18 protein-coding genes are annotated in these 20,886 nt (G+C 67.5%); 2 read left to right on the top strand and 16 right to left on the bottom strand.

Translation table 11 applies throughout. The annotated features are described in order from the left end of the window. Positions 1-46: 46 nt before the first annotated feature. The 16 genes from CGU34_RS00690 to CGU34_RS00615 all read right to left on the bottom strand — a co-directional run bounded on the left by CGU34_RS00690 (position 47) and on the right by CGU34_RS00615 (position 18,991). Complete coding sequence (locus tag CGU34_RS00690; protein ID WP_100812936.1) at positions 47-1,639, bottom strand: Rieske 2Fe-2S domain-containing protein; 1,593 nt, start codon at positions 1,637-1,639, stop codon at positions 47-49. A 103-nt stretch (positions 1,640-1,742) separates the two neighbouring features. Further along, the gene (locus tag CGU34_RS00685; RefSeq protein WP_100812935.1) at positions 1,743-4,688 is read right to left on the bottom strand and encodes a DEAD/DEAH box helicase; all 2,946 of its coding nucleotides are present in this window, start codon (positions 4,686-4,688) and stop codon (positions 1,743-1,745) included. Positions 4,689-4,800: 112 nt separating this feature from the next. After that, complete coding sequence (gene nusB, locus CGU34_RS00680) at positions 4,801-5,211, bottom strand: transcription antitermination factor NusB (protein ID WP_036296297.1); 411 nt, start codon at positions 5,209-5,211, stop codon at positions 4,801-4,803. 4 nt (positions 5,212-5,215) lie between these two features. Further along, positions 5,216-5,776, bottom strand: coding sequence for an elongation factor P (gene efp / locus CGU34_RS00675; protein WP_100812934.1), 561 nt, complete (start codon positions 5,774-5,776; stop codon positions 5,216-5,218). A 114-nt stretch (positions 5,777-5,890) separates the two neighbouring features. Further along, positions 5,891-6,349 carry a type II 3-dehydroquinate dehydratase gene (gene aroQ / locus CGU34_RS00670; RefSeq protein ID WP_100812933.1) on the bottom strand — a complete coding sequence of 153 codons (459 nt, stop codon included), beginning with the start codon at positions 6,347-6,349 and terminating at the stop codon, positions 5,891-5,893. A gap of 117 nt (positions 6,350-6,466) precedes the next feature. Next, positions 6,467-7,552: a 3-dehydroquinate synthase gene (gene aroB, locus CGU34_RS00665; protein ID WP_100812932.1), complete on the bottom strand. Its 1,086-nt coding sequence runs from the start codon at positions 7,550-7,552 to the stop codon at positions 6,467-6,469. Next, positions 7,549-8,067: a shikimate kinase gene (locus CGU34_RS00660; RefSeq protein ID WP_036296045.1), complete on the bottom strand. Its 519-nt coding sequence runs from the start codon at positions 8,065-8,067 to the stop codon at positions 7,549-7,551. Before CGU34_RS00660 ends, aroB begins: the two co-directional genes overlap by 4 nt. Next, positions 8,051-9,280 (bottom strand): chorismate synthase, encoded by a 1,230-nt coding sequence (gene aroC / locus CGU34_RS00655; RefSeq protein WP_100812931.1) that lies wholly within the window; start codon positions 9,278-9,280, stop codon positions 8,051-8,053. Before aroC ends, CGU34_RS00660 begins: the two co-directional genes overlap by 17 nt. Before the next feature lie 4 nt (positions 9,281-9,284). After that, positions 9,285-10,133, bottom strand: coding sequence for a shikimate dehydrogenase family protein (locus CGU34_RS00650; protein ID WP_232711480.1), 849 nt, complete (start codon positions 10,131-10,133; stop codon positions 9,285-9,287). Between the two features lies 1 nt (position 10,134). After that, entirely contained in the window at positions 10,135-11,775 is a 1,641-nt protein-coding gene (gene mltG / locus CGU34_RS00645; RefSeq protein WP_100812929.1) for an endolytic transglycosylase MltG, read from the bottom strand. A gap of 3 nt (positions 11,776-11,778) precedes the next feature. Next, a complete protein-coding gene (gene ruvX / locus CGU34_RS00640; protein WP_100812928.1) occupies positions 11,779-12,246 on the bottom strand; it encodes a Holliday junction resolvase RuvX in 468 nt (155 codons plus the stop codon). Next, positions 12,243-14,909 (bottom strand): alanine--tRNA ligase, encoded by a 2,667-nt coding sequence (gene alaS / locus CGU34_RS00635; protein ID WP_100812927.1) that lies wholly within the window; start codon positions 14,907-14,909, stop codon positions 12,243-12,245. Before alaS ends, ruvX begins: the two co-directional genes overlap by 4 nt. A gap of 75 nt (positions 14,910-14,984) precedes the next feature. Then, on the bottom strand, positions 14,985-15,314 hold the full coding sequence (locus CGU34_RS00630) for an ATPase (RefSeq protein ID WP_100812926.1): 330 nt from the start codon (positions 15,312-15,314) through the stop codon (positions 14,985-14,987). A gap of 116 nt (positions 15,315-15,430) precedes the next feature. Further along, a complete protein-coding gene (gene rpsD, locus CGU34_RS00625) occupies positions 15,431-16,060 on the bottom strand; it encodes a 30S ribosomal protein S4 (protein ID WP_036296063.1) in 630 nt (209 codons plus the stop codon). 169 nt (positions 16,061-16,229) lie between these two features. After that, positions 16,230-17,609: a replication-associated recombination protein A gene (locus tag CGU34_RS00620; protein WP_100812925.1), complete on the bottom strand. Its 1,380-nt coding sequence runs from the start codon at positions 17,607-17,609 to the stop codon at positions 16,230-16,232. 113 nt (positions 17,610-17,722) lie between these two features. Further along, positions 17,723-18,991 carry an IS256 family transposase gene (locus CGU34_RS00615; RefSeq protein WP_100809674.1) on the bottom strand — a complete coding sequence of 423 codons (1,269 nt, stop codon included), beginning with the start codon at positions 18,989-18,991 and terminating at the stop codon, positions 17,723-17,725. Positions 18,992-19,266: 275 nt separating this feature from the next. Here CGU34_RS00615 and CGU34_RS00610 point away from each other — a divergent pair, with 275 nt between their 5' ends. Both CGU34_RS00610 and CGU34_RS00605 read left to right on the top strand, forming a co-directional pair. Next, entirely contained in the window at positions 19,267-19,533 is a 267-nt protein-coding gene (locus CGU34_RS00610) for a dioxygenase (protein ID WP_100812924.1), read from the top strand. A 61-nt stretch (positions 19,534-19,594) separates the two neighbouring features. Further along, positions 19,595-20,863: a DUF349 domain-containing protein gene (locus CGU34_RS00605; protein ID WP_100812923.1), complete on the top strand. Its 1,269-nt coding sequence runs from the start codon at positions 19,595-19,597 to the stop codon at positions 20,861-20,863. Positions 20,864-20,886: the final 23 nt, after the last annotated feature.

Below are 20,886 nucleotides of genomic sequence, written 5' to 3'. Positions count from 1 at the left end.
GTGGGGTGTTTCGCCGCAAAAGGGGTGTTTCGCTGAGATGAGAGCGTCAGACGGTGGCGGGAGCGGATGCGTCGGCGTCGGCGTCGACCGCATCCGTCGCGTCGGGAGTCTCGTGTGCCCGGATCGGATGCCCCTGCGATGTCAGGCACCGGCCCGACGTGAGGTCCCACTTCCAGTCGTGCAGGCTGCAGGTCAGCACGCCGTCCTCGATCTTGCCCGTCTTCGTCAGATCTGCCCTCAGGTGCGGGCAGCGGCGCTGCACGACCCAATCGCCGAGCTGGACGTCCTCGGTCTGGTCCGACTGCTCCGCGTACCAGTTCTCGACATACTCAATACGGTCGCGCGAGAGGCACTTGAGGAACGTGGTCAGGAACTCGTTGAACTTGCCGCTCCGACCGACCTCGAACTGCATCGACAGGAAGATCGAGTTTGACCAATCGATCTCGTGATCACGGATGTTGGTCGACACCAGGTCGGCGGGGATCGTGTACCAGTAGATACACTCTTCGCCCGCGTATTCGCGAACCTTCGCCTTCGGGAAGTCCACCACCATGTCGAGGTCGCCGATGCGGAACCGCACGTTGCCGCCCACCCCGTCGCGGATGGTCCGGGCGCGGCGCAGCAGCGGCTCCCACCAGCCCTTGATCTCAGCGAGCATCTCGTCGGGCGGCAGTACGGGAGCGCGGGACGCCTCCTCCGCTCGCACTTCGTCCTGTCGGGAGTCTCGCTGCTCGGCCAGGTACTCCCACTTCTCGCCGTACATGTGCTCGATCTCGGCATCGCTGTAGAGCGTCTGAGTGACTTCGAGCTCGCCGTTGTTCAGATCGACCTGAGTCCCCGGGATGAAAAGGTACCCGTTCTGCTCCGGACGAACCTCTGCCATGTGCTCGAGGAACTGGCGCGAGTCCGTGAAGATCGAGTCGTCCTGCTCGCCCCACCCGTTGTAGCGGAACAGCTCTTCGCGCAGGAACATCGGCGGCCCCGCCATGGGGAACACGTGCGGCGCGTCTACCTTCTCGATGTAATACATGGCGCGCTTGTTCTGCGCGTCGCGCTTGAGCTGGGCGAAGTGCACCTTCGAGTCCTGTGGCAGGTCGTAGACCATCGGCCACCAGATCGCACCCGACACCTGGGTGAAGTAGGCCTCGGGCTTCGAGAACGACAGCAGCTTGTCGAGGTCGAGCGGGTGCGAGTCGTTCTGGTTCAGGATGCTGGCGGTGCCGTCGTCGACGCTCAGCGACGAGTCGCCGATGGGCCCGTCGCTCGGGGCACGGAGCGGCGTCACCATGACTTTCAGCTCGCCGAACTTCAGAGTCTCGCCGTTCGGTGTGTAGACGATGTTGTCGTAACCGAGTGCTCGCAGGTCGTTCTCGAGATCGTCGGTGGGATAGTCCGGCAACAGCACGGTGATGTCCTTGCGGACATATCGCTCGAGCATCCGCGGATCGAAGTGATCGCGATGCCGGTGCGAGATGTACAGGAAGTCCGCGGCACCGAAACGCTCCCAGTCGAGCGCCCGGTTGTCGGGGAACGGGAACCACGAGCCGAAGAAGCTCGGGCCGATCACCGGGTCGCAGAGGATCGATCCCCCGAGCGTTTCGATGAACATTCCGGCGTGGCCGAGGCCCGTGATGCGCATGTGTGCCCTTCCCTCTCCAACAGCCCTCGAGTCTACGCGCGGGCTCCTGGGACCCGGGTGAACAGCGCCGTGAGAAACGAGCGCCGTGAGAAAGAGGCCCCGCTCACCCGTCCAGCAGCGAGCGGATGTCGTCTGCCGTGAGGTCCTGCGCGAACAGGGCATCGTCGTCCACGACGGCATCGAAGAGCCGTGCCTTGCGCCTTTGCAGGGCGAGCACCTTCTCTTCGATCGTGTCCGCCGCGATCAGCCGGTACACGATCACGTGTCGCTCCTGACCGATGCGATGGGCGCGATCCACTGCCTGTGCTTCCGCCGCGGGATTCCACCACGGGTCGAGCACGAACACGTAGTCGGCCTCCGTGAGGGTGAGTCCGAAACCGCCGGCCTTGAGACTGATCAGGAACGCGGGCGCATCGCCCTGCCGGAACCCCTCGACCACCTCGGTGCGATTGCGGGTCGATCCGTCGAGGTAGGCGTGCGCGATCCCCGCGGCATCCAGGCGGTCCGCCGCGAGCCGAAGGAAAGACGTGAACTGGCTGAACACGAGCGCCCTGTGCCCCTCAGCGGCGACCTCGACGAGGCGATCGAGCAACGCGTCCAGTTTGCTCGCGGGAATGTGCGCGTTCTGGGGACTGATCAGCGCGGGCGACAGGCTCAGCATCCGCAACAGTGTGAGCGAGCGGAACACGATGAATCGGTTCCGGTCCAGATCCTGCAGCAGTCCCATGACCTTCTGCCGTTCGCGCTGCAAGGTCAGATCGTAGAGCTCGCGGTGCTCAGGGTCGAGTGCGACGCGAAGCTCGAGTTCCTGCTTCTCGGGTAGCTCGGGTGCGACCAACGCTTTCGTACGACGGAGAAGCAGCGGACGGATGCGGCGACGCAACCGCGCGAGCCTCGCCGCGCGGAATGGGCCACCTTCCGCGTTCTCCGGCACCTTGCCCTGCTCGATGGGTTTCACATACGCCTCGCTGAAGCGCGGAGCGGAGGGGAACAAACCGGGCGCGGTGAGGGAAAGCAGAGACCACAGGTCGGTCAGACCGTTCTCGAGCGGTGTTCCCGTCGCGGCGAACACCGCGTCCGCTCGCAGCGCTCCCACGGCGCGGTGAAGCTGTGTGCGCGGGTTCTTCACGAACTGCGCCTCATCGAGGATGACGACCGACCAGCCGACCCGCTCGAACTCTTCTCGGTCCAGGCGGACGAGCGCATACGAGGTCACGACGATATCTGCATCCGTTGTCGTCTCGATGAGCGACGAACCACGCTTGGTGCTGGTTTCTTCGATCAGCCGTACCCGGAGGCCGGGAGTGAACCGCGCCGCCTCGGCAGACCACAATCCGACCACCGAGGTGGGCGCCACGACGAGCAGCGGCCGCCGTTCGCCCTGGTCGCGGATGTGGGCGGCCAGTGCCAAGAGCTGCACGGTCTTGCCGAGCCCCATGTCGTCGCCGAGGATTCCGCCGAGGCGATTGCGCCAGAGAAACGCCAGCCAGTCGAAACCCGCCTGCTGGTAGGTCCGTAGCGTCGCTTCGAGCCCGGTCGGTGGAGGCGTGTGCGGCACGGTTTCGGTGCCGCGCAGGCCCGCGGCGAGTTCGCGCCACGCGGTCGCCGGTTCGGACTGGTCGGCGAGGTCTTCGAACTCACTCCACAGGTCGGTCTGGTGCCGGTTGATGCGAGGCGCGGTCTCCCACTCCGCCAGCTCTCCGGCTTCGTCGATCAGGTCGCGCAGGCGCTGAAGCGCGGGATGCGCGAGCGAGAAATACGCCCCGTCCGAGAGAAGCATCTTCTTGCGACCTCGCACGAGGGCGCGGAACAGCGGGCCGAACGGCACCGCGCGACCGTCGATCGAGACGAGCACACCGAGTTCGAACCAGTCGGGGTCGTCGGTCTCGAGCGTGCTGACACTGATCGCGGGTTCACCGGTCAGCTCGGTGTAGACGCGCCGGGGAGCATTGCCCTCCACGCGCACCCGCGCGAGCGCACCCCAGCCGGGCAGGATGCGCGTGGCGAACTCCGCAGCATCCGTGTCGCTCAGCCGTCCCGTGGGCGCGAATGGCGCATCGGATGTCTCTCGCCAGACGGTCTCGAGGCCCGATCCGATCTCGGCTTCGGCCGCGGGGTCACGATCGGGGTGCGACCCGGAGTCGTAGGCAAGTCGGGTGACACCCGGATAGGACCATTCGATGCGGTACTCCACGTCGTCGTCACCGAAGGACGCCGTGACGACCGCCGTCGGCTGTGGCGGAGCGGGAAGCGTGATGCCTCGCGCAGCGGTGACGCGTGCGCGGCGGACGAGTCGGGGCAGGCCGTCTGCGAGAAACTCTTCGCGCTCCTCCGCGGGAATCAGCAGCCCCTCGTCGTGGCTGAGGAGGGATCGGGCGGCGTCCGGAAGCTTGCACGGAGCGAGCAGGATCGGGAGGGGGTCGCGGTCCAGGGTGGCGACGTAGATTCCGATGTGACCGACGGGGCGGATGACCGCATCCTCGATCGGCACGCCGTCGACCGTGACGTGCGTTCGGAGACGCAGCGCCTCACCGGCATCCGTCACGTCGATTGCCGCGGTCGCCTCGTATCCGAGCGCAACGCTCTGGTGCTCGCTCGTTGAGACGAGAGGAATCCCGGCGATGCGCGCCGAGCGCAGGTGCGGCCAGAGCAGGCTCGATTCGACCGCGTCGAGTGTCAGCCACTCGCCCGGGTCGGCGAAGGGGCCGACGGTCCGAACCCCCAAAAGGAGGGTCGCGAGGTCGGAGAACCACCGGGCATGCGTGGGGTCGAAGCCGAAACCGGGCCGTCGTACGGAGTCCCACGAGACCTGGCCTTTGATCCACATGCCCGTGCTCTCGCTCCGCATGAGCGGGCGGACGCCGAGCGACAGATCATCGCGACGACCCAGGAGCGCGCGCGGATGCACGCTCTCGACCCGCCGCGGGGCCCAGTCATCCGGCCGGTACGGCGTGCGCTGGCGCAGCTCTACGCCGAGCGCGAGCGGGATGCCCGGGGCGACGTCGGCAACCTCGATGAGACCGCGCCAGCTGGAATCCACACTGTCCATCCTCGCAGTCCGGCCCCTCGGTCATTGAGCGAGGAGCGCAGCGACGAGACGAAATGCCCGCGCGGCTCTAACGTTTCGACTCGCTCCGCTCGCTCAACGAGCGAGGGTCCATTCAGGCAGAGCGAGAGACGCGCGCGAGCACTCCGTGCACGAACGAGCCGGAGTCATCCGTCGAGAACTCCTTCGCAAGCTCCACGGCCTCGTCGATCACGACCGCGGTCGGCACCTCATCGTTGTGCAACAGCTCCCACACGCCCATGCGCAGCAGGGCACGGTCGACCGCGGGCATCCGCTCGATCTTCCAGTCCTTGCTGTGCGTCGCGATCAGCTCGTCGATCTCTTCGTGGTGGTCGATCACGCCGTCGACGATCTCGCGCGCGTAGAGCCAGGATGCCTCGCGGGCGGGTTCGCTCGCGGCGCGCTGCGCCTCGGCCGCCAGGATCACACCGGGTTCGTCACCACGTACATCCGCCTGGAAGAGGATGTCGAGGGCGCGCTTGCGCGCCTTGGTTCGAGCGCTCACTCGGTCAGCTCACGCGGCCGAGGTAGTCACCCGTGCGGGTGTCGACCTTGACCTTGGTGCCGGTCTCGAGGAACAGGGGCACCTGGATCTCGTACCCGGTCTCGACCGTGGCGGACTTGGTGCCGGCCGACGAACGATCGCCCTGCAGCCCGGGCTCGGTGTACGTGATCTCGAGGATGACGGAGGCCGGCAGCTCGACGTAGAGCGGGTTGCCGTTGTTCAGCGCGATCTGCACCTGCTGGTTCTCGAGCAGGAAGTTCTTCGCCTCGCCGACGGTCGCGGCCGCGACCGTGAGCTGGTCGTAGTCGGCGGTATCCATGAAGACGAAGTTGTCGCCGTCGTTGTACAGGTACGTGAAGTCGCGGCGGTCGACGTTCTCGATCTCGATCTTCGCGCCCGCGTTGTAGGTGCGGTCGACGGTCTTACCCGAGACGACGTTCTTCAGCTTGGTGCGGACGAAAGCGCCGCCCTTGCCGGGCTTGACGTGCTGGAACTCGATGACGTTCCACAGCTGTCCGTCGATGCTGAGGACGACGCCGTTCTTGATGTCTGCGGTGGATGCCATGTTCCAAGGATTCCGTTCGTGTGTGGGGCGCGGCTCGTGCTCGCGGAGCGAAGAAGGAGCGGTCGCTGACTGTGTCGAAGCGAGCCGACGTTCGATTCTACGGGATGACTCCGCTCAGCCGTCCGCCGCGCCCGTGATCACGGGGATCAGCAGACGCACGGCCTTCGCGTATCCGTCGACACCTTCGCCGATCACATGGACCACGGCGACATCGTGGACGTACGAGTGATGGCGGAACTCCTCGCGCTCGTACACGTTCGAGATGTGGACCTCGGCGACCGGCAGCGAGACACCGGAGAGCGCATCACGCAGAACGACCGATGTGTGTGTGAGCCCTCCGGGGTTGATGACGATGCCGGCGCAATCTTCGCGTGCCGCATGGATCGCGTCGATCAACACGCCCTCATGATTGCTCTGGACCGCGCGCACCTCGAGCCCGTGCGCCGAGGCGGCGTCGGACGTGATTCGCTCAACATCGGCGAGGGTTGCACTGCCGTAAATTCCGGGCTCGCGCGTGCCGAGCAGGTTCAGGTTCGGGCCGTTGACGAGCAGGATGCGGCGGGGCACGGTCATGCTCACCAAACTAGCGCCCTACGCTCCCTGAGCCTGTCGAAGGGAGCACCGGAACATTCGCACAACGGGTCGCTTCGACAGGCTCAGCGACCGAGATTCCAGCTCGGCGACCGCAGCTCAGCCGCCCGCGACCTCCTGGTACGCGGCGAACAGGAGCGAGTCATCCGGCGCCTGCAAGACGGTGGGGCGGGCGATGTCGTCCAGAACGATGAAGCGCAACAGCCCGGCGCGGCTCTTCTTATCGCGCTGCATCGACGCGAGCAGAGTCGGCCACGCTCCCGCCCGGTAGGTGGTGGGAAGCCCGAGGAGTTCCAGGACGTCGCGGTGACGCGCAGCCGCCGCATCCGGCAAGCGTCCCGCCAGGCGTGACAGTTCGGCCGCGAAGACCATACCGACCGAGATCGCGGCGCCGTGGCGCCAGCGATAGCGTTCTGCGTGCTCGATCGCGTGGCCGAGTGTGTGACCGTAGTTCAGGACCTCGCGCAGGCCAGACTCGTGGAAGTCCTCGCTCACGACACGGGCCTTCATCCCGATCGCGAGTTCGACGCACTCGCGGAAGACGGGGCTCGTGACATCCGTTGCCGCGGTGGGGTCTGCCTCGATCGCGTCAAGGATCTGCGGGTGCCAGATGAAGCCGGCCTTGACGACCTCGGCGAACCCGGCGACGGCCTCGTTCTTCGGCAGCGATTCGAGCAGGTCCAGGTCGCAGATCACGGCGCGCGGGGCCCAGAACGCTCCCACCAGGTTCTTGCCCTCGGCCGTGTTGATGCCGGTCTTGCCTCCGATGGCCGCATCGACCATGCCGAGCACGGTCGTCGGCACCTGCACCAGGTCGACGCCGCGCAGCCAGGTCGCGGCGACGAAGCCCGCCAGGTCGGTCACGGCCCCGCCTCCGAAGCCGACAACCGCGTCGGTTCGTGTGAAGTCGGCCTGGCCCATGATCTGCCAGCAGAACGCCGCGACCTCGACGCGCTTGCCCTGCTCGGCATCCGGAATCTCGGCGAGCAACACTTCCCGACCGCCCTCGTCCATCAGTTGCTGACGCAGCTCACCCGCGCGCGCTCCGAGCGTCGGCGGGTGCACGACGAGGACCTTGCGGACGGTCGGCGCGAGCGCGGCGCCCACACGGTCGAGGATGCCGCGGCCCACCGTGATGTCGTAGCTGGACTCGCCGGTGACGGTGATAGTGGTGACGTCGTTCATTCGTCTGCTTTCAGCCAGTCCAGGACGGCCGTCGCGACATGCGTGATCGGCCCGGAGGATGTGTCGAAGGTCACGTCGGCGACCTCTTCGTAGAGAGGGCGGCGCTCCGCGTAGATCCGCTCCCAAGCGCCGACCGGATCGTCGCCCGCAACAAGCGGCCGGTTGGCGTCGCGGATGCGCGAGGCAACGGTCTCGGGCGAAACGGTGAGGTACACGACGCGGTGCGGCGCGAGCGCTGCCCGCGTGTCTGCATCGAGCACCGCTCCCCCGCCCAGTGAGATGACCCCGCCGTGTCCGAGGGACTCCGCCACGGCCTCGCGCTCGAGCGCGCGGAAGCGTGGCTCGCCCTGGATCGTGAAGATCTCCGGAATGGGACCGTGATCGCGGACGATCACGCGGTCGGTGTCGACGAACGGAAGATGCAGTGCGCGGGCGACGCGGCGCCCGATGCTCGTCTTGCCCGCACCCATCGGGCCGATGAAGACGATGGCCCGGGCGTCAGCCGAAGAGTTCATGCTCGACGAGTGCCGCCTCGGACGCGGGCGTCGTGCGCAGCGTCTCGGGGATAGCCGCGAGGTAGCTGTCGAGGTTGCGACGCGTCTCGCCGACGCTGTCGCCGCCGAACTTCTCGAGCACGGCGTCGGCGAGCACGATGGCGACCATCGCCTCGGCCACGACCCCCGCGGCCGGGACAGCACAGACGTCCGAGCGCTGGTGGTGCGCGGATGCCGTGTCACCCGTCGCGACGTCGACCGTGCGAAGCGCGTGGGGCACGGTCGCGATGGGCTTCATGCCGGCGCTGACACGCAGCACGGTGCCGGTCGACATGCCGCCTTCGGTTCCGCCCGCCCGATCGGTCGATCGCGATATGCCGTCGGTCGTGGCGAACAACTCGTCATGGGCGGCCGAGCCCCGGCGCGTCGTGGTGAGGAAGCCGTCGCCGACTTCGACGCCCTTGATCGCCTGGATGCTCATGAGTGCCTGGGCGAGCTTGCCATCGAGCCGTCGATCCCAGTGCACGTGAGACCCGAGTCCCGGCGGCAGGCCGTAGGCGAGCACCTCGACGATCCCGCCCAGAGTGTCGCCGTCCTTGCGCGCGGCGTCGACCTCGGCGACCATGCGCGTCGAGGTCTCGGCGTCGAAGCACCGCAGGTCGTCGGCGTCGAGCGCGTCCACGTCGTCCGGCGTGGGTAGCGCGGCACCATCCGGCACATGCACGGTACCGATCGAGAGGGTGTGGCTGACCAGACGGATGCCGAGCTCGGCCAGGAACGCGCGCGCGACCGCGCCGAGAGCGACGCGGGCTGCCGTCTCACGGGCGCTTGCGCGCTCGAGGATCGGTCGGGCCTCGTCGAAGTCGTACTTCTGCATGCCGACAAGATCGGCGTGGCCCGGGCGCGGACGCGTGAGAGCCGCACTTCGTCCACGAGACTTCTCGGTCAACTCGACCGGTTCGGCGCTCATGACCTCGACCCACTTGGGCCATTCGGTATTGCCGACGCGAAGCGCGATCGGGCTGCCCAGGCTCAGGCCGTGGCGAACACCGGCCGAGATCGTGAGCTCGTCCTGCTCGAACTTCATGCGCGAGCCGCGGCCGTAGCCGAGCTTGCGGCGTTGCAGGTCGGCCTGGATCGCCTCGGATGAGACGGGCACGCCGGAGGGCAGACCCTCCATGATGGCGATCAGTTCGGGGCCGTGCGATTCGCCGGCGGTGAGGACGCGGAGCATCCTCCTAGTCTCCCATGAGCGCGGAGTGCATCGCGGCGAACACCGCGTGCTCGTCCGGCAACGAGGCCTCGACATCGCCCGAGACGAAGAAGCGCACCTGCAACAGCGCCTGGTGGAGCAGCATCGGGAGTCCCGACATCACGCGGGCCCCGCCTGTCGACCATGCCTCGGCCAGAGCCGATGGCCAGGGGCTGTACGCAACATCGAGAAGCGAGCCGCCCGCATCCGCCACCGACGCGACGAGTTCGGGCGCGAGCACCGTGCCGCCCGGCAGGGTGCTGATGGTCACGTCCGCGGCGGCGTGCGGGGGCGTCCCGAGGGGATACGGATGCACGTCGACGCCGATCCGGTCGCCCAGATCGACGAGCGGCGCAATCGATACGAGACGACGGGCGCAGACATCCACGCGTCGCGTGCCGAGCTCTCCGAGCGCGACGATCGCGGAGGATGCAGTGGCCCCCGCGCCGATCAGGCGTGCAACATCCGGCGCCGAAACGCTGAGCTCACGCAAGGCGCCCACCAGCCCCCCGACGTCCGTGTTAACGCCGTGCGGTCCGGCGTCGGGGCCCAGTCGGAGGGTGTTCACGGCGCCGGTGAGTTCGGCGCGCCGATCGCGACGAGACGCAGCCGCGAAGGCACGCTCCTTGAGAGGCATCGTCAGGGAGAGGCCGCGCCATTCCGGTCCCAGGCCCGCCAGAGCAGCGTCGAACCCCTCCGCGTCGACCTCGCGTCGGGTGTAACTCCAGGGAAGATCGAGCACGCCATATGCGGCCGCATGCAGCTCGGGCGAGCGACTGTGCGCGACGGGGCTGCCCCACACGGCGAGAGCCGCGGGGCCCGGCACCTCCGTCACGTCAACAACCGCCGTCGGGGTTGTCTGCGCACCACTGCTGCCACTGATCGACAGCCTGCAGGTGCTCGTCATACGTGTCGGTGAACACGGTCTCGCCGGTGTCGAGATTGACCGTCACGAAATAGAGCCAGGTGCCTTCCACCGGTTTCATCGCCGCGTCGATGGCGACATCGCCCGGGTTCGCGATCGGTCCGACCGGCAACCCTTCGACCACGTACGTGTTCCAGGGATTGTCGTCTTCGAGGGCCTCTGCCGACGAGCTCACCGTTCCGTCGTGCATCTCGCCGTAGCCGTACTGCGCCGTCGAGTCCATCTGGAGCTTGCCGAACGTCTCGGGGTTATCGGGCAGCAGGCGGTTCTGTATCACGCGAGAGACCTTGTAGAAGTCATCGGTCTCGCGTGCCTCGCGCTGGATGATCGAGGCGATCGTGAGGATGCGCTGGCGATCGTCGACGGGAACGCCCGCGGTATCCAGCGAGGTCACGGTGCGGTCCACCATCCGCTGAATGACCTGCGTCGCGGTGATTCCCGGATCGAACTCGTACAGCGCCGGGAACAACCACCCCTCGAGACTCGACGCGGCCACGCCGTAGGCAGCGGGATCTGCGATGGCGGCCTGGAAGTCCTCGATCGGCAGGCCGATGCCCTCCGCCAGAATCGGCAGGGTCTGCTCCACCGTCAATCCTTCGCGGACGAGTGCAGAGTTCTCGAGCTTGTTCTCGGGGTTCTCGAGCGCTGCGAGAGCGGCGGCCGACGTCATCTTCTGCTGCAGCGTGTACACACCGGGATAAAAGGTGGGCACCGCATCGAGTTCGAGCAACCACGAATAGAACGCGCCGGGGGTTTTTGTCACGCCGGCGTTGAAGAGACTCTGCGAGATCGCCTGTCCCCCGTCGCCGGAGGAGATCGTGACGAGGGCCTCGCCCTCAGCGATGCCATCCTCGTAGTCGCGCGGCTCTTCCCATCCCATGAGGGCACGGATGGGGCCCTCGTAGTTGCTCCACGCCCACACGACACCGAGCCCGATGCCGCCGAACAGCAGAACGACCACGCCGAGCGCGATCCACCCGCCGATGCGACGGTTGCGGCGCTTCTCCTTCTTGGACGGGACGATACGTTTCTCCTCGGCGAACAGCTCGTCGAGCGTCGGAGTCGACGTCGCGCGACCCTCGGGCGAGACATCCTCGAGCGTGGGCGTGGCCGAGCGACGCCGCTGCGGCTGCGAGCCCGCCGCAGCGCCCGCGGCGACACCGCCCGGGATCACCTCCGCCGCGCTCGGCGCACGGGGCGTCGCTCGGGGTTCGGGGGTGGGGTCGGGTGTCACGGATGCTGCGGTCGGCGCAGCTGGTGCAGGCGGCGTGGACGGCGCAGGTGCCGGAGCATCCTGTCCCTGACTGGCAGGTGACGCGACCGTGGGGCTCTCACCCGTCGCGCGCTGGCGCAACTCACGGCGCGAAAGCGGGACCTGACGCGCAGCGGCGTCCTCGGCAGAGGACGCCGGCAGCGGTGGAGTAGTGGGCTTCTCCTCGGCCGGGGCCGCGGAGTCGTCGACCGCGCGTCTGCGCGGATCGGGCAGACGCCCGAACAGGTCGGCGAGCCGGTCATCACCGGAATGCTCGTCGGGACGCTTGTCGTCGGACATCAACTACTCCTCGGGCAGGACGGGTTGACCGGCCGGAAGCCCCGTTCGCTTCTCGACATCGAGAGCTTGCTGCAGGAGCACGACCGCGGCGACCTGGTCCACAATGCTACGTGAACCTCGCTGGGAGCGCCCGGAACGGCGGAGGGCATCGTTGGCCGTCACGGTCGTCAGGCGTTCGTCGAGCAGCCTGACGGGTAAAGCGGATGCCTGGGCCACCGCCCCCGCGAACTCGCGAGCGTCGGCGGTCGACGCCGTCTCCCGTCCGGCGAGGCTGATCGGCAGGCCCACCACGATCTCGACCGCGTCGAGTTCGCGTGCGATCTCGACGACCCGCGCAATAGGATCACCGCTCGCCCGCGGGACGGTTTCGACCGGCGTCGCAAGCAGGCCGTCACGGTCACAGCGCGCAACACCGACTCGGGCCATGCCGACGTCGATTCCGAGTCGCACGCCCGGTCGGAAGCTGCTCACGCGGTGAGCGCCTCGAGAGCAGAGCGGACAGCGGCGAGACCCGCCGGGATGGCCGCGGGATCCGTGCCCCCGCCCTGCGCGACGTCGTCACGACCGCCGCCACCGCCGCCGAGAGCAGCAGCGGCACCCTTCGCGAGGGCACCCGCCTTCGCCCCCGCGGTGCGGGCGGCCTCGTTCGTCGCCACGATCACGACAGCACGACCGTCTATGGTGCCCCCGAGCGCGACGACCGCGGGCTCCGTGCCCAGGCGATCACGCACGGCCGTGACGAGTTGCCGGAGGTCGTCCTGCGACGCCACCGCTCCAACGGACTCGGCCACGAGCGCGGTGCCGGAGACAGCCGAAGCCGTCTGAGCGAGCGCCGGGACGCGATCGCGGAGAGCGCGGGTCTCGAACGCCGCAACCTTCTTCTCGGCCGCCTTGAGGCTCGCGGTGAGCTCAGCGATGCGGGCGGGTAGCTGGTCGCGCGGCGTCTTGAGCGTCGACGTGAGCTGAGACACGATCGCGCGCTCCGCCGCCAGTTCCCGGAACGCGTCCAGACCGACGAGGGCCTCGACGCGACGGTTGGATGCGCCGACGGACTGCTCCCCGACGAGGTTGATGAGGCCGATCTGTGCGCTCGTGGACACGTGGGTACCACCGCAGAGCTCGCGGGACCAGGGCCCCCCGATGTCGACCATGCGCACGACGTCGCCGTACTTCTCGCCGAAGAGCGCCTGCGCTCCGGCAGCTTTCGCCTCATCGAGCGAAAGAACGCGGGTCGACACTTCGAGGTTGTCGCGCACCGCGTTGTTGGCGATCTCTTCGATCTCAGACTTGGTCGCGTCGGACAGCGCCTGCCCCCACGCGAAGTCGAAACGGAGGTAGCCGGCACGGTTGAGCGATCCGGTCTGCGTCGCCGACGACCCGAGGGTGTCCCGCAGGGCCGCGTGGATCAGGTGCGTCGCGGAGTGCGCCTGCTGCGCCGCGCGTCGGTTGAGGGCATCGACGACAGTGGTCGCGGGCTGGCCGACACCGACCTCACCCGTCGTCACCTCGACCGTGTGGCTGATGAGGCCGGGCACGGGCCGCTGAACGTCCAGGACCTCGAGCTCGTAGCCTGGACCGACGATCACACCCTTGTCGGCAACCTGCCCACCCGACTCGGCGTAGAGCGCCGTCTCGGCAAGAAACACCTCGGCGATCTGGCCCGCGCTGGCGCGGTCTGCGGGAAGACCGTCGACCAAGAGCCCGAGCACGCGCGACTCCGTCTCGAGATCCGTGTAGCCCGTGAACGCGGTTTCTCCGAGCGCTCGCATCTCGCGATAGATGCTCGTGTCGGCGAGTTGCCGCTTGCGCGACTTCGCGTCTGCCTTTGCACGGGTGCGCTGCTCGAGCATGAGGGCGTCGAAGGCGTCGCGGTCGACCGACAGGCCCGCTTCCTGGGCGATCTCCAGAGTCAGGTCGATGGGGAACCCGTAGGTGTCGTGCAGCAGGAACGCCTCGGATCCGGAGATCGTCGTGCCCCCGGCATCCTTCATCTGAACGACCGAGTCATCCAGCAGGCTCGAACCCGCAGCGAGCGTTCGCAGGAACGTCGCCTCTTCCGCGAGGGCGTACTGCTCGATGCGCGGGTAATCCGTCGCGACGATCGGGTACGACTCCTTCATGGCGTCGCGGGACTCGGCGAACAGCTCCGCGAATGTCGGACCGTCCACACCCAGCAGGCGCATGGAACGAATCGCTCGACGCATGAGGCGGCGAAGGATGTAGCCCCGGCCCTCGTTCGAGGGGGTCACGCCGTCCGAGAGCAGCATGAGCGACGAGCGCACGTGATCGGCCACGACGCGGAAGCGGATGTCGTCCTGGTGATCCGCCCCGTACGTGCGGCCCGAGAGCGCGACGGCCCGGTCGAGAACGGGACGCACCTGGTCCGTCTCGTACATGTTGTCGACGCCCTGCTTGATGAACGCGACGCGCTCGAGCCCCATGCCGGTGTCGATGTTCTTGTTCGGCAGCTCTCCGACGATGTCGAAGACGTACTTCGACTGCACGTTGGTGATCTCGTACTGCATGAAGACGAGGTTCCAGATCTCGACGTAGCGATCGTCGTCCGTGGCGGGCCCGCCATCGATGCCGTACGCGGGACCACGGTCGAAGAAGATCTCGGAACACGGACCGGCGGGGCCCGGAAGGCCCGTCGACCAGTAATTCGTGTCTTTGCCGAGGCGCTGGATGCGCTCCTCCGGCAGATCCGTCAACGAGCGCCAGAGGTCGTGGGCCTCGTCGTCTTCTTCGTAGACCGTGACCCACAGGTCCTTCGGATCGAATCCCAGGCCACCTTCGGCATCCGGAGTCGTGAGCAGTTCCCACGCGAAGCGGATCGCGCCTTCCTTGAAGTAATCGCCGAACGACCAGTTGCCGAGCATCTGGAAGAAGGTGCCGTGCCGCGGTGTGTGACCGACCTCTTCGATATCGAGCGTGCGGATGCACTTCTGTACGTCGGCGGCGCGCTTGTACGGGGCCGGAACATCACCACTCAGGTACGGGATGAACGGAACCATGCCGGCGACCGTGAACAGCAGCGCTGGGTCGTCCGTGACGAGCGAGGCGCTCGGCACGATCACGTGACCGTTCTTCTCGAAATAGTCGAGGTAACGCTGAGCGATCTCGGCGGTCTTCATGAGCGGGATTCCTCGCAGGGGTAAGCGCGTGAGTAACCGGCCACCCGGCGAGGGCGGCCGCGAAAACGGTTGGGGTCAGTCCTTGGCCGACTCGGCGGTGTCGGTCACGGCGTCCGAGACGGTCTCGGCCGCATCCGAGACCGCGTCCGAAGCGGCGGCCTTCGTGGAAGCGGCAGCATCCGAGACGGCGGATACGGCGCCGGCCGCAACATCCCGTGCTCCGCTGACGAAATCGTCGAGCTTCGCCTCTTGACCCCGGTACGCCTCGCCGATGCGATCGGTGAACTCACCGATGCGCGCGTCGACCTCGGCGAGGACCTCGTGGCCGGTCGGATTCTTGTTGATCACGTGGGCAGCGGCGAAACCGCCGACGATACCGATCAGGAACCAGAGCAGGCTCTTCATGTCACCACTTCCTCGCACTCATGAACCGCACGCGCGGCATCCGTCCATCGTAGTGTCCGACGACGAAGGGCGCCCAGATCCTCGCGGATCGGACGCCCTTCGGTGAATCGCTGTGCTCAGCGCGCCGCGTAGTACTCGACGACGAGCTGGACCTCGCACGTGACCGGAACCTCGGCACGCTTCGGGCGACGGACCAGGCGGGCCTGGAGCGTCGACAGGTCGACCTCGAGGTAGCCCGGAACCGGGGGCAGAACGTCGGCGTGGCCACCGGCGGCAGCGACCTGGAACGGCTCGGTGCCCTCGCTCTTGGGCTTGACGTGGATCATCTGACCCGGCTTCACGCGGAAGGACGGGCGGTCGACGAGCTGGCCGTCGACCAGGATGTGACGGTGCACGACGAGCTGGCGGGCCTGCGCCGTGGTGCGGGCGAAGCCCGAGCGCACGACGAGCGCGTCGAGACGCTGCTCGAGCAGCTCGACCAGGTTCTCACCGGTCAGGCCGGACTGGCGGCGTGCCTCGTTGAACGTGTTGCGCATCTGCGCCTCGCGGATGCCGTACTGGGCGCGAAGACGCTGCTTCTCCCGGAGGCGGACGGCGTAGTCGCTGTCCTGCTTGCGCTTGGAGCGGCCGTGCTCGCCCGGGGCGTAGGGACGCTTCTCGAGGAACTTGGCGGCCTTCGGAGTGAGGGCGATGCCGAGCGCGCGGGACAGGCGGGTCTTGCTGCGGGTCCGTGACTTAGTGGACACGTTTACCTTTCGGGACGTACGAACGTGGAATACCCCGGCTCGCGCGCAGCGGACCGAGGGAAGTGAAGAGGGGTGTGCCAGGGGCGTCCGGCTACAGGACGACACCCGTCGCTTCTTCTCGCGCAGCCGCACGCTCGACAGAAACTAGGCCAGGGAAGATCCTAGCACGTCAGTCTTCTGAGCCCAGGATTCGGCGGATCTTGTCGAGGCGGGTCCGGATGTCTCGTTCCGCCCCCCGTGGGGTCGGCTCGTAATAGCGGACGCCGCGCAAGGGGTCGGGCAGGTACTGCTGTGTGGCGACACCGACCTCCGTGTCGTGCGGGTAGACGTATCCCTTGCCATGTCCGAGCCGCTTGGCTCCCGCGTAGTGCGCGTCGCGCAAATGCAGAGGCACGGTGCCAGCACGTCCGCCGCGAACATCGGCGATGGCCTTGTCGATCGCCACGTAGGCCGCGTTGGACTTCGCAGCGGTCGCCAGATACGCGGTCGCCTCGGCGAGCGGAATGCGCCCCTCGGGCATGCCGATGAACTGAACCGCGTCGGCAGCAGCCACCGCCATCGGCAGGGCTTGTGGGTCTGCGAGCCCGATGTCTTCGGCCGCAGAGATGATCAGACGCCGCGCGATGAACCGCGGGTCCTCCCCCGCCTCGATCATGCGGGCCAGGTAGTGCAGCGAGGCATCCACATCCGATCCGCGGATGGATTTGATGAATGCGCTGATGACGTCGTAGTGCTCGTCGCCCTGTCGGTCGTACCGCAGCAGGGCCCGGTCTACGGCCTGCGCGACGACGTCGTCGGTGATGACGGGCAGATCGCCGTCATCGTCTTCCCCACCGTCGACATCGAGCTCGTCATCCGTCCGCACGTCACGAACCGCGCCCACCATCGACGCCGCGGCCTCGAGCGCGGTCAGTGCACGCCGCGCATCGCCGGATGACAGTCGGACGAGCGCAGCGCGTGCGGCCGGATCGACAGCGACCGCCCCGGCCAGGCCCCGAGCATCGGTCACCGCCCGATCGAGCAGCGATCCCAACTCCTCGTCCGACAGCGGGCGGAGAGTGAGCAGGAGCGAGCGCGAAAGCAGAGGCGACACGACCGAGAACGACGGGTTCTCGGTCGTCGCGGCGATGAGTACAACCCAGCCGTTCTCGACGCCGGGCAACAACGCATCTTGCTGCGCCTTGGTGAAGCGGTGGATCTCATCCAGGAACAGGATGGTCGAGGTTCCATACAGATCGCGCTGCGTGAGCGCCTCTTGCATGACCTCGCGAACATCCTTCACACCGGCGGTCACCGCGGACAGCTCGACGAAGCGACGACCCGACGACCGCGCGATCGCCTGCGCGAGCGTCGTCTTGCCGGTACCCGGCGGGCCCCACAGGATCACCGAAACGGCGCCGGTCGACGCCCGATTCGGGTCTGCCAGCGCGACGAGAGGCGAACCGGGCCGCAGCAGGTGCTCCTGGCCCGCGATCTCGTCGAGGGAAGACGGACGCATGCGGACCGCCAGGGGTGTCGACCCCTGGAACAGCGCTTGCGTACCCGTCACCGTCCCAGGCTAGTCGCGGCCTCCTACATGGCGACTCACTCGTCATCCCCCGACCTTCATGGTCAAGTCCCGTGTTGTGGTGTCAATCCGGCTGCTTCCTTGATGGGTGAGGGTCAGGCGGTGAGGAACAGGTCGGGGCGCTCAGGCTCGGCGTGGTCTTGGAGTGTGTGGACGAGTTTGCGCATGGAGATGTCGGAGAGGTAGCGGCGTTCACCGTATTGCCATTCCTCGTGCTGCTCCTGCAGGACGGCGCCGATGAGGCGGGTGACGGAGTCGCGGTCGGGGAAGATCTGCACGACGTCGGCGCGGCGTTTGATCTCACGGTTGAGGCGCTCGATCGGGTTGTTGGACCAGACCTTCTGCCAATGCTCACGCGGGAGCGGCGCGAATCCGGTGAGGTCTGCTTCGGCAGCATTGAGCATGTCTGCGATCTCCGGGAACGACCCGCGGAGGGACGTGGAGACCTGGTGATACTGGGCGATCACGGCCTCGGGGGTGGTCTGCGCGAAGATCGTCGAGATCAGCGCGTTGACGGGCTTGGAGCGTGCCGATCCGAGCTTCTGGGTGACGTTACGAGCGAAGTGGACGCGGCATCTCTGCCAGCCCGATCCGGGGAGGATCGCTTTGACGGCGGCTTTGATGCCGGCGTGAGCGTCGGACGTGACGAGGGTCACGCCGAGCGGGTCTGTGTCGGTGGAGACTTTCAGACCGCGGTCGCGGAGGGAGCGGAGGAACTCGGTCCAGAAGTCCGTCGTCTCCGCGTCGCCGAGAGCCATCCCGAGGATCTCCCGACGGCCGTCGCCGCTGACCCCGGTCGCGACGATGAGGGCTTGGGAGAGAACCCGGCCACGGTGGCGCACGTCGAGGTAGGTGGCGTCCAGGAACAGGTACGGGAACCAGGTGTGATCGAGCCGGCGGTGCAGAAACTCGTGCACCACCTCATCGATCTCGGAGCAGATGCGGGAGACGGTGGACCGGCTGATGCCGGTGTCGTTGCCCAGCGCGCGGACGAGCTGGTCGACCTTGCGGGTGGAGACTCCGTCGATCCAGGCCTGGCAGATCACCGCGTAGAGCGCCTTGTCGACACGGCGGCGTGGGCTGAGCAGGCTCGGGAAGAACGACCCCTCCCGCAGCTTCGGAATCTGAATGTCGACCTCCCCCGCGGGCGTGGCGAGCGTCTTCGCGCGAGCACCGTTGCGACGCGTGGTGCGCTCCGCCGTGCGTTCGTAACGGGCCGCGCCGATCTTCGCGGTCGCTTCCGCGTCAACAAGGTCCTGCAGCCCCGCCTGCAGCATCCGACGGAACACGTCGGAATGGGCGAGGTCAGGATCGGCGAGGACTTCTGCGATCAGGGTCGTCAAGGCAGACTGATTCTGGGTCATCGTGGGATCTCTTCTTTGCTTCTTGGCGGAAACAACTGGTCATCCCACGATGGCCCTCCTACGTCAACGACGACGAGAACCCCGCAGGAATTGACACCAAGCTACGAGACGCACCCACCTTCATCACTCCACCCCTTCTACCGAGTGGACGCAACATGCCGTTCCACATCCATACGACACGGCATGTTGCGTCCACTCGCGGGGGCTCGGGTGCCAGTTTGGTCGCCCATAGCGCTCCTGCGTAGAGTTCAGGCGATCGACCACAGGAGCAACGGATGGCCAAGCCGGATAAAGACCGCGCAGAGCGCGAGCGAGCACGCGTCTACCAGGCACGCCTGGAGTTGCGCGCGTCGCAACTCACGCGTCGCCGGCGCGACACGATCGTGGCGTCGGTGGTCGGCGGCATCGTCATCCTCGCCGCCATCGGCGGTCAGTTCGCGTACTACGGGGCCGGCCCCGGCGCCCCTGTCACCGAGATCTCGCCCTCCCCGACGCCCAGCGTGTCGTCCGATCCGGTTCCCGGCCCGACGACCACCCCCTAGCCCGCACGGAGCGTCGTACTAGGCTGGGGGAGTTTCCGCCCCCCACAGCAAGAGGTGCACCGTGTCCCCCGAGCCTGCTTCCGCCCCCGACCTGGCGTGGGGCCGCGTCGACGACGACGGCACCGTCTCCGTCCGCGAGGTCTCTGCCGTAGACGGCACCGACAGCTGGCGCGTCGTCGGTCAGTATCCCGACGGCACCCCCGACGAGGCGCTCGCCTACTTCGCCCGTAAGTTCAGCGACCTGGCCGACAAGGTCCGCCTGCTGGAGCAGCGTCAGCGTGGCGGCGGGGCTTCTGCATCCGACCTGACCACCGCGGCCAAGCACCTGCGCGCCGAAATCGACGGCGCCTCGGCGGTCGGGAACCTCGCGAACCTCATGGGTCGTGTTGATGCCATCCTCGAGACGCTGAGCGCCGCCACCGCCACGGAAGCCGCCGCTGCCAAGGAGGCGGTCAACGCCGCCGTCGTGGAGCGCACCGAGCTGGTCGTGAAGGCCGAGGCCCTCGCCGCGCGCGATCCCAAGTCCGTGCAGTGGAAGCAGGCGACGCAGGAGCTGAACGACTTGTTCGAGTCCTGGCAGGCGCACCAGCAGAACGGACCGCGCCTGCCCAAACGCGAATCGCAGGAGCTGTGGAAGCGATTCCGCGACGCCCGTGCCACGGTCGAGAAGCACCGACGCGAATTCTTCGCCGAGCTGGACGAGACCCACAAGGGCGCCCGCGACCGCAAGGCTCGCCTGGTCGAACGTGCCGAGGCACTCCTCCCCAAGGGCGAAGACGGCATTCCGCTGTACCGCGCTCTGCTGGATGAGTGGAAGGCCGCCGGCCGGGCCGGCAAGAAGGTGGATGACTCGCTCTGGGCGAAGTTCAAGGCCGCGGGCGACGCGCTGTACGCCACGCGCGCCGAGAAGGAGGCCGCGGAGGTCGCCGAGTCCGAGCCCAAGATCGAGGCCAAGCAGGCCCTGCTCGAAGAGGCCGCGGCGGTTGCCGACGAGCGCGACCTGACGGCCGCGCGTTCCCTCCTGGCCTCGATTCAGCGCCGCTGGGACGAGATCGGGCGCGTATCGCCGCGTGAGCGCGATCGCTCCCTCGACGACGCGATGCGCAAGATCGAGCAGGCCCTCAAGGCCCGCGAAGAGGTCGACTGGAAGCGCAACAACCCCGAGACGAAGGCCCGCGCGGGCGACATGGCACGTCAGCTCGCCGACGCCATCGACAAGCTCGAGGCCGAACTTGCCGCCGCGACCGCGAAGGGTGACAGCTCGGCCGTGAAGCGGATCTCCGCTGACCTCGACACGCGCCGCGCGTGGCTCAAGGTCGTCGACGGGTAGAGCCGGGCAGAGCTTGTCCACAG

Origin of the sequence: Microbacterium lacus, from assembly GCF_002812805.1 — a bacterium.
Lineage (GTDB): Bacteria > Actinomycetota > Actinomycetes > Actinomycetales > Microbacteriaceae > Microbacterium > Microbacterium lacus_A.
Note: the sequence above shows the minus strand (reverse complement) of the source record. Positions and strands in the feature narration are given on the sequence as shown.

Excerpts from the sequence above, each read along its gene's own strand:
- CGU34_RS00690 (WP_100812936.1), bottom strand. The coding sequence starts at position 1,639 with ATGCGCATCACGGGCCTCGGCCACGCCGGAATGTTCATCGAAACGCTC.
- CGU34_RS00685 (WP_100812935.1), bottom strand. The coding sequence starts at position 4,688 with ATGGACAGTGTGGATTCCAGCTGGCGCGGTCTCATCGAGGTTGCCGAC.
- efp (WP_100812934.1), bottom strand. The coding sequence starts at position 5,776 with ATGGCATCCACCGCAGACATCAAGAACGGCGTCGTCCTCAGCATCGAC.
- aroQ (WP_100812933.1), bottom strand. The coding sequence starts at position 6,349 with ATGACCGTGCCCCGCCGCATCCTGCTCGTCAACGGCCCGAACCTGAAC.
- aroB (WP_100812932.1), bottom strand. The coding sequence starts at position 7,552 with ATGAACGACGTCACCACTATCACCGTCACCGGCGAGTCCAGCTACGAC.
- CGU34_RS00660 (WP_036296045.1), bottom strand. The coding sequence starts at position 8,067 with ATGAACTCTTCGGCTGACGCCCGGGCCATCGTCTTCATCGGCCCGATG.
- aroC (WP_100812931.1), bottom strand. The coding sequence starts at position 9,280 with ATGCTCCGCGTCCTCACCGCCGGCGAATCGCACGGCCCCGAACTGATC.
- mltG (WP_100812929.1), bottom strand. The coding sequence starts at position 11,775 with ATGTCCGACGACAAGCGTCCCGACGAGCATTCCGGTGATGACCGGCTC.
- alaS (WP_100812927.1), bottom strand. The coding sequence starts at position 14,909 with ATGAAGACCGCCGAGATCGCTCAGCGTTACCTCGACTATTTCGAGAAG.
- CGU34_RS00630 (WP_100812926.1), bottom strand. The coding sequence starts at position 15,314 with ATGAAGAGCCTGCTCTGGTTCCTGATCGGTATCGTCGGCGGTTTCGCC.
- CGU34_RS00615 (WP_100809674.1), bottom strand. The coding sequence starts at position 18,991 with ATGACCCAGAATCAGTCTGCCTTGACGACCCTGATCGCAGAAGTCCTC.
- CGU34_RS00610 (WP_100812924.1), top strand. The coding sequence starts at position 19,267 with ATGGCCAAGCCGGATAAAGACCGCGCAGAGCGCGAGCGAGCACGCGTC.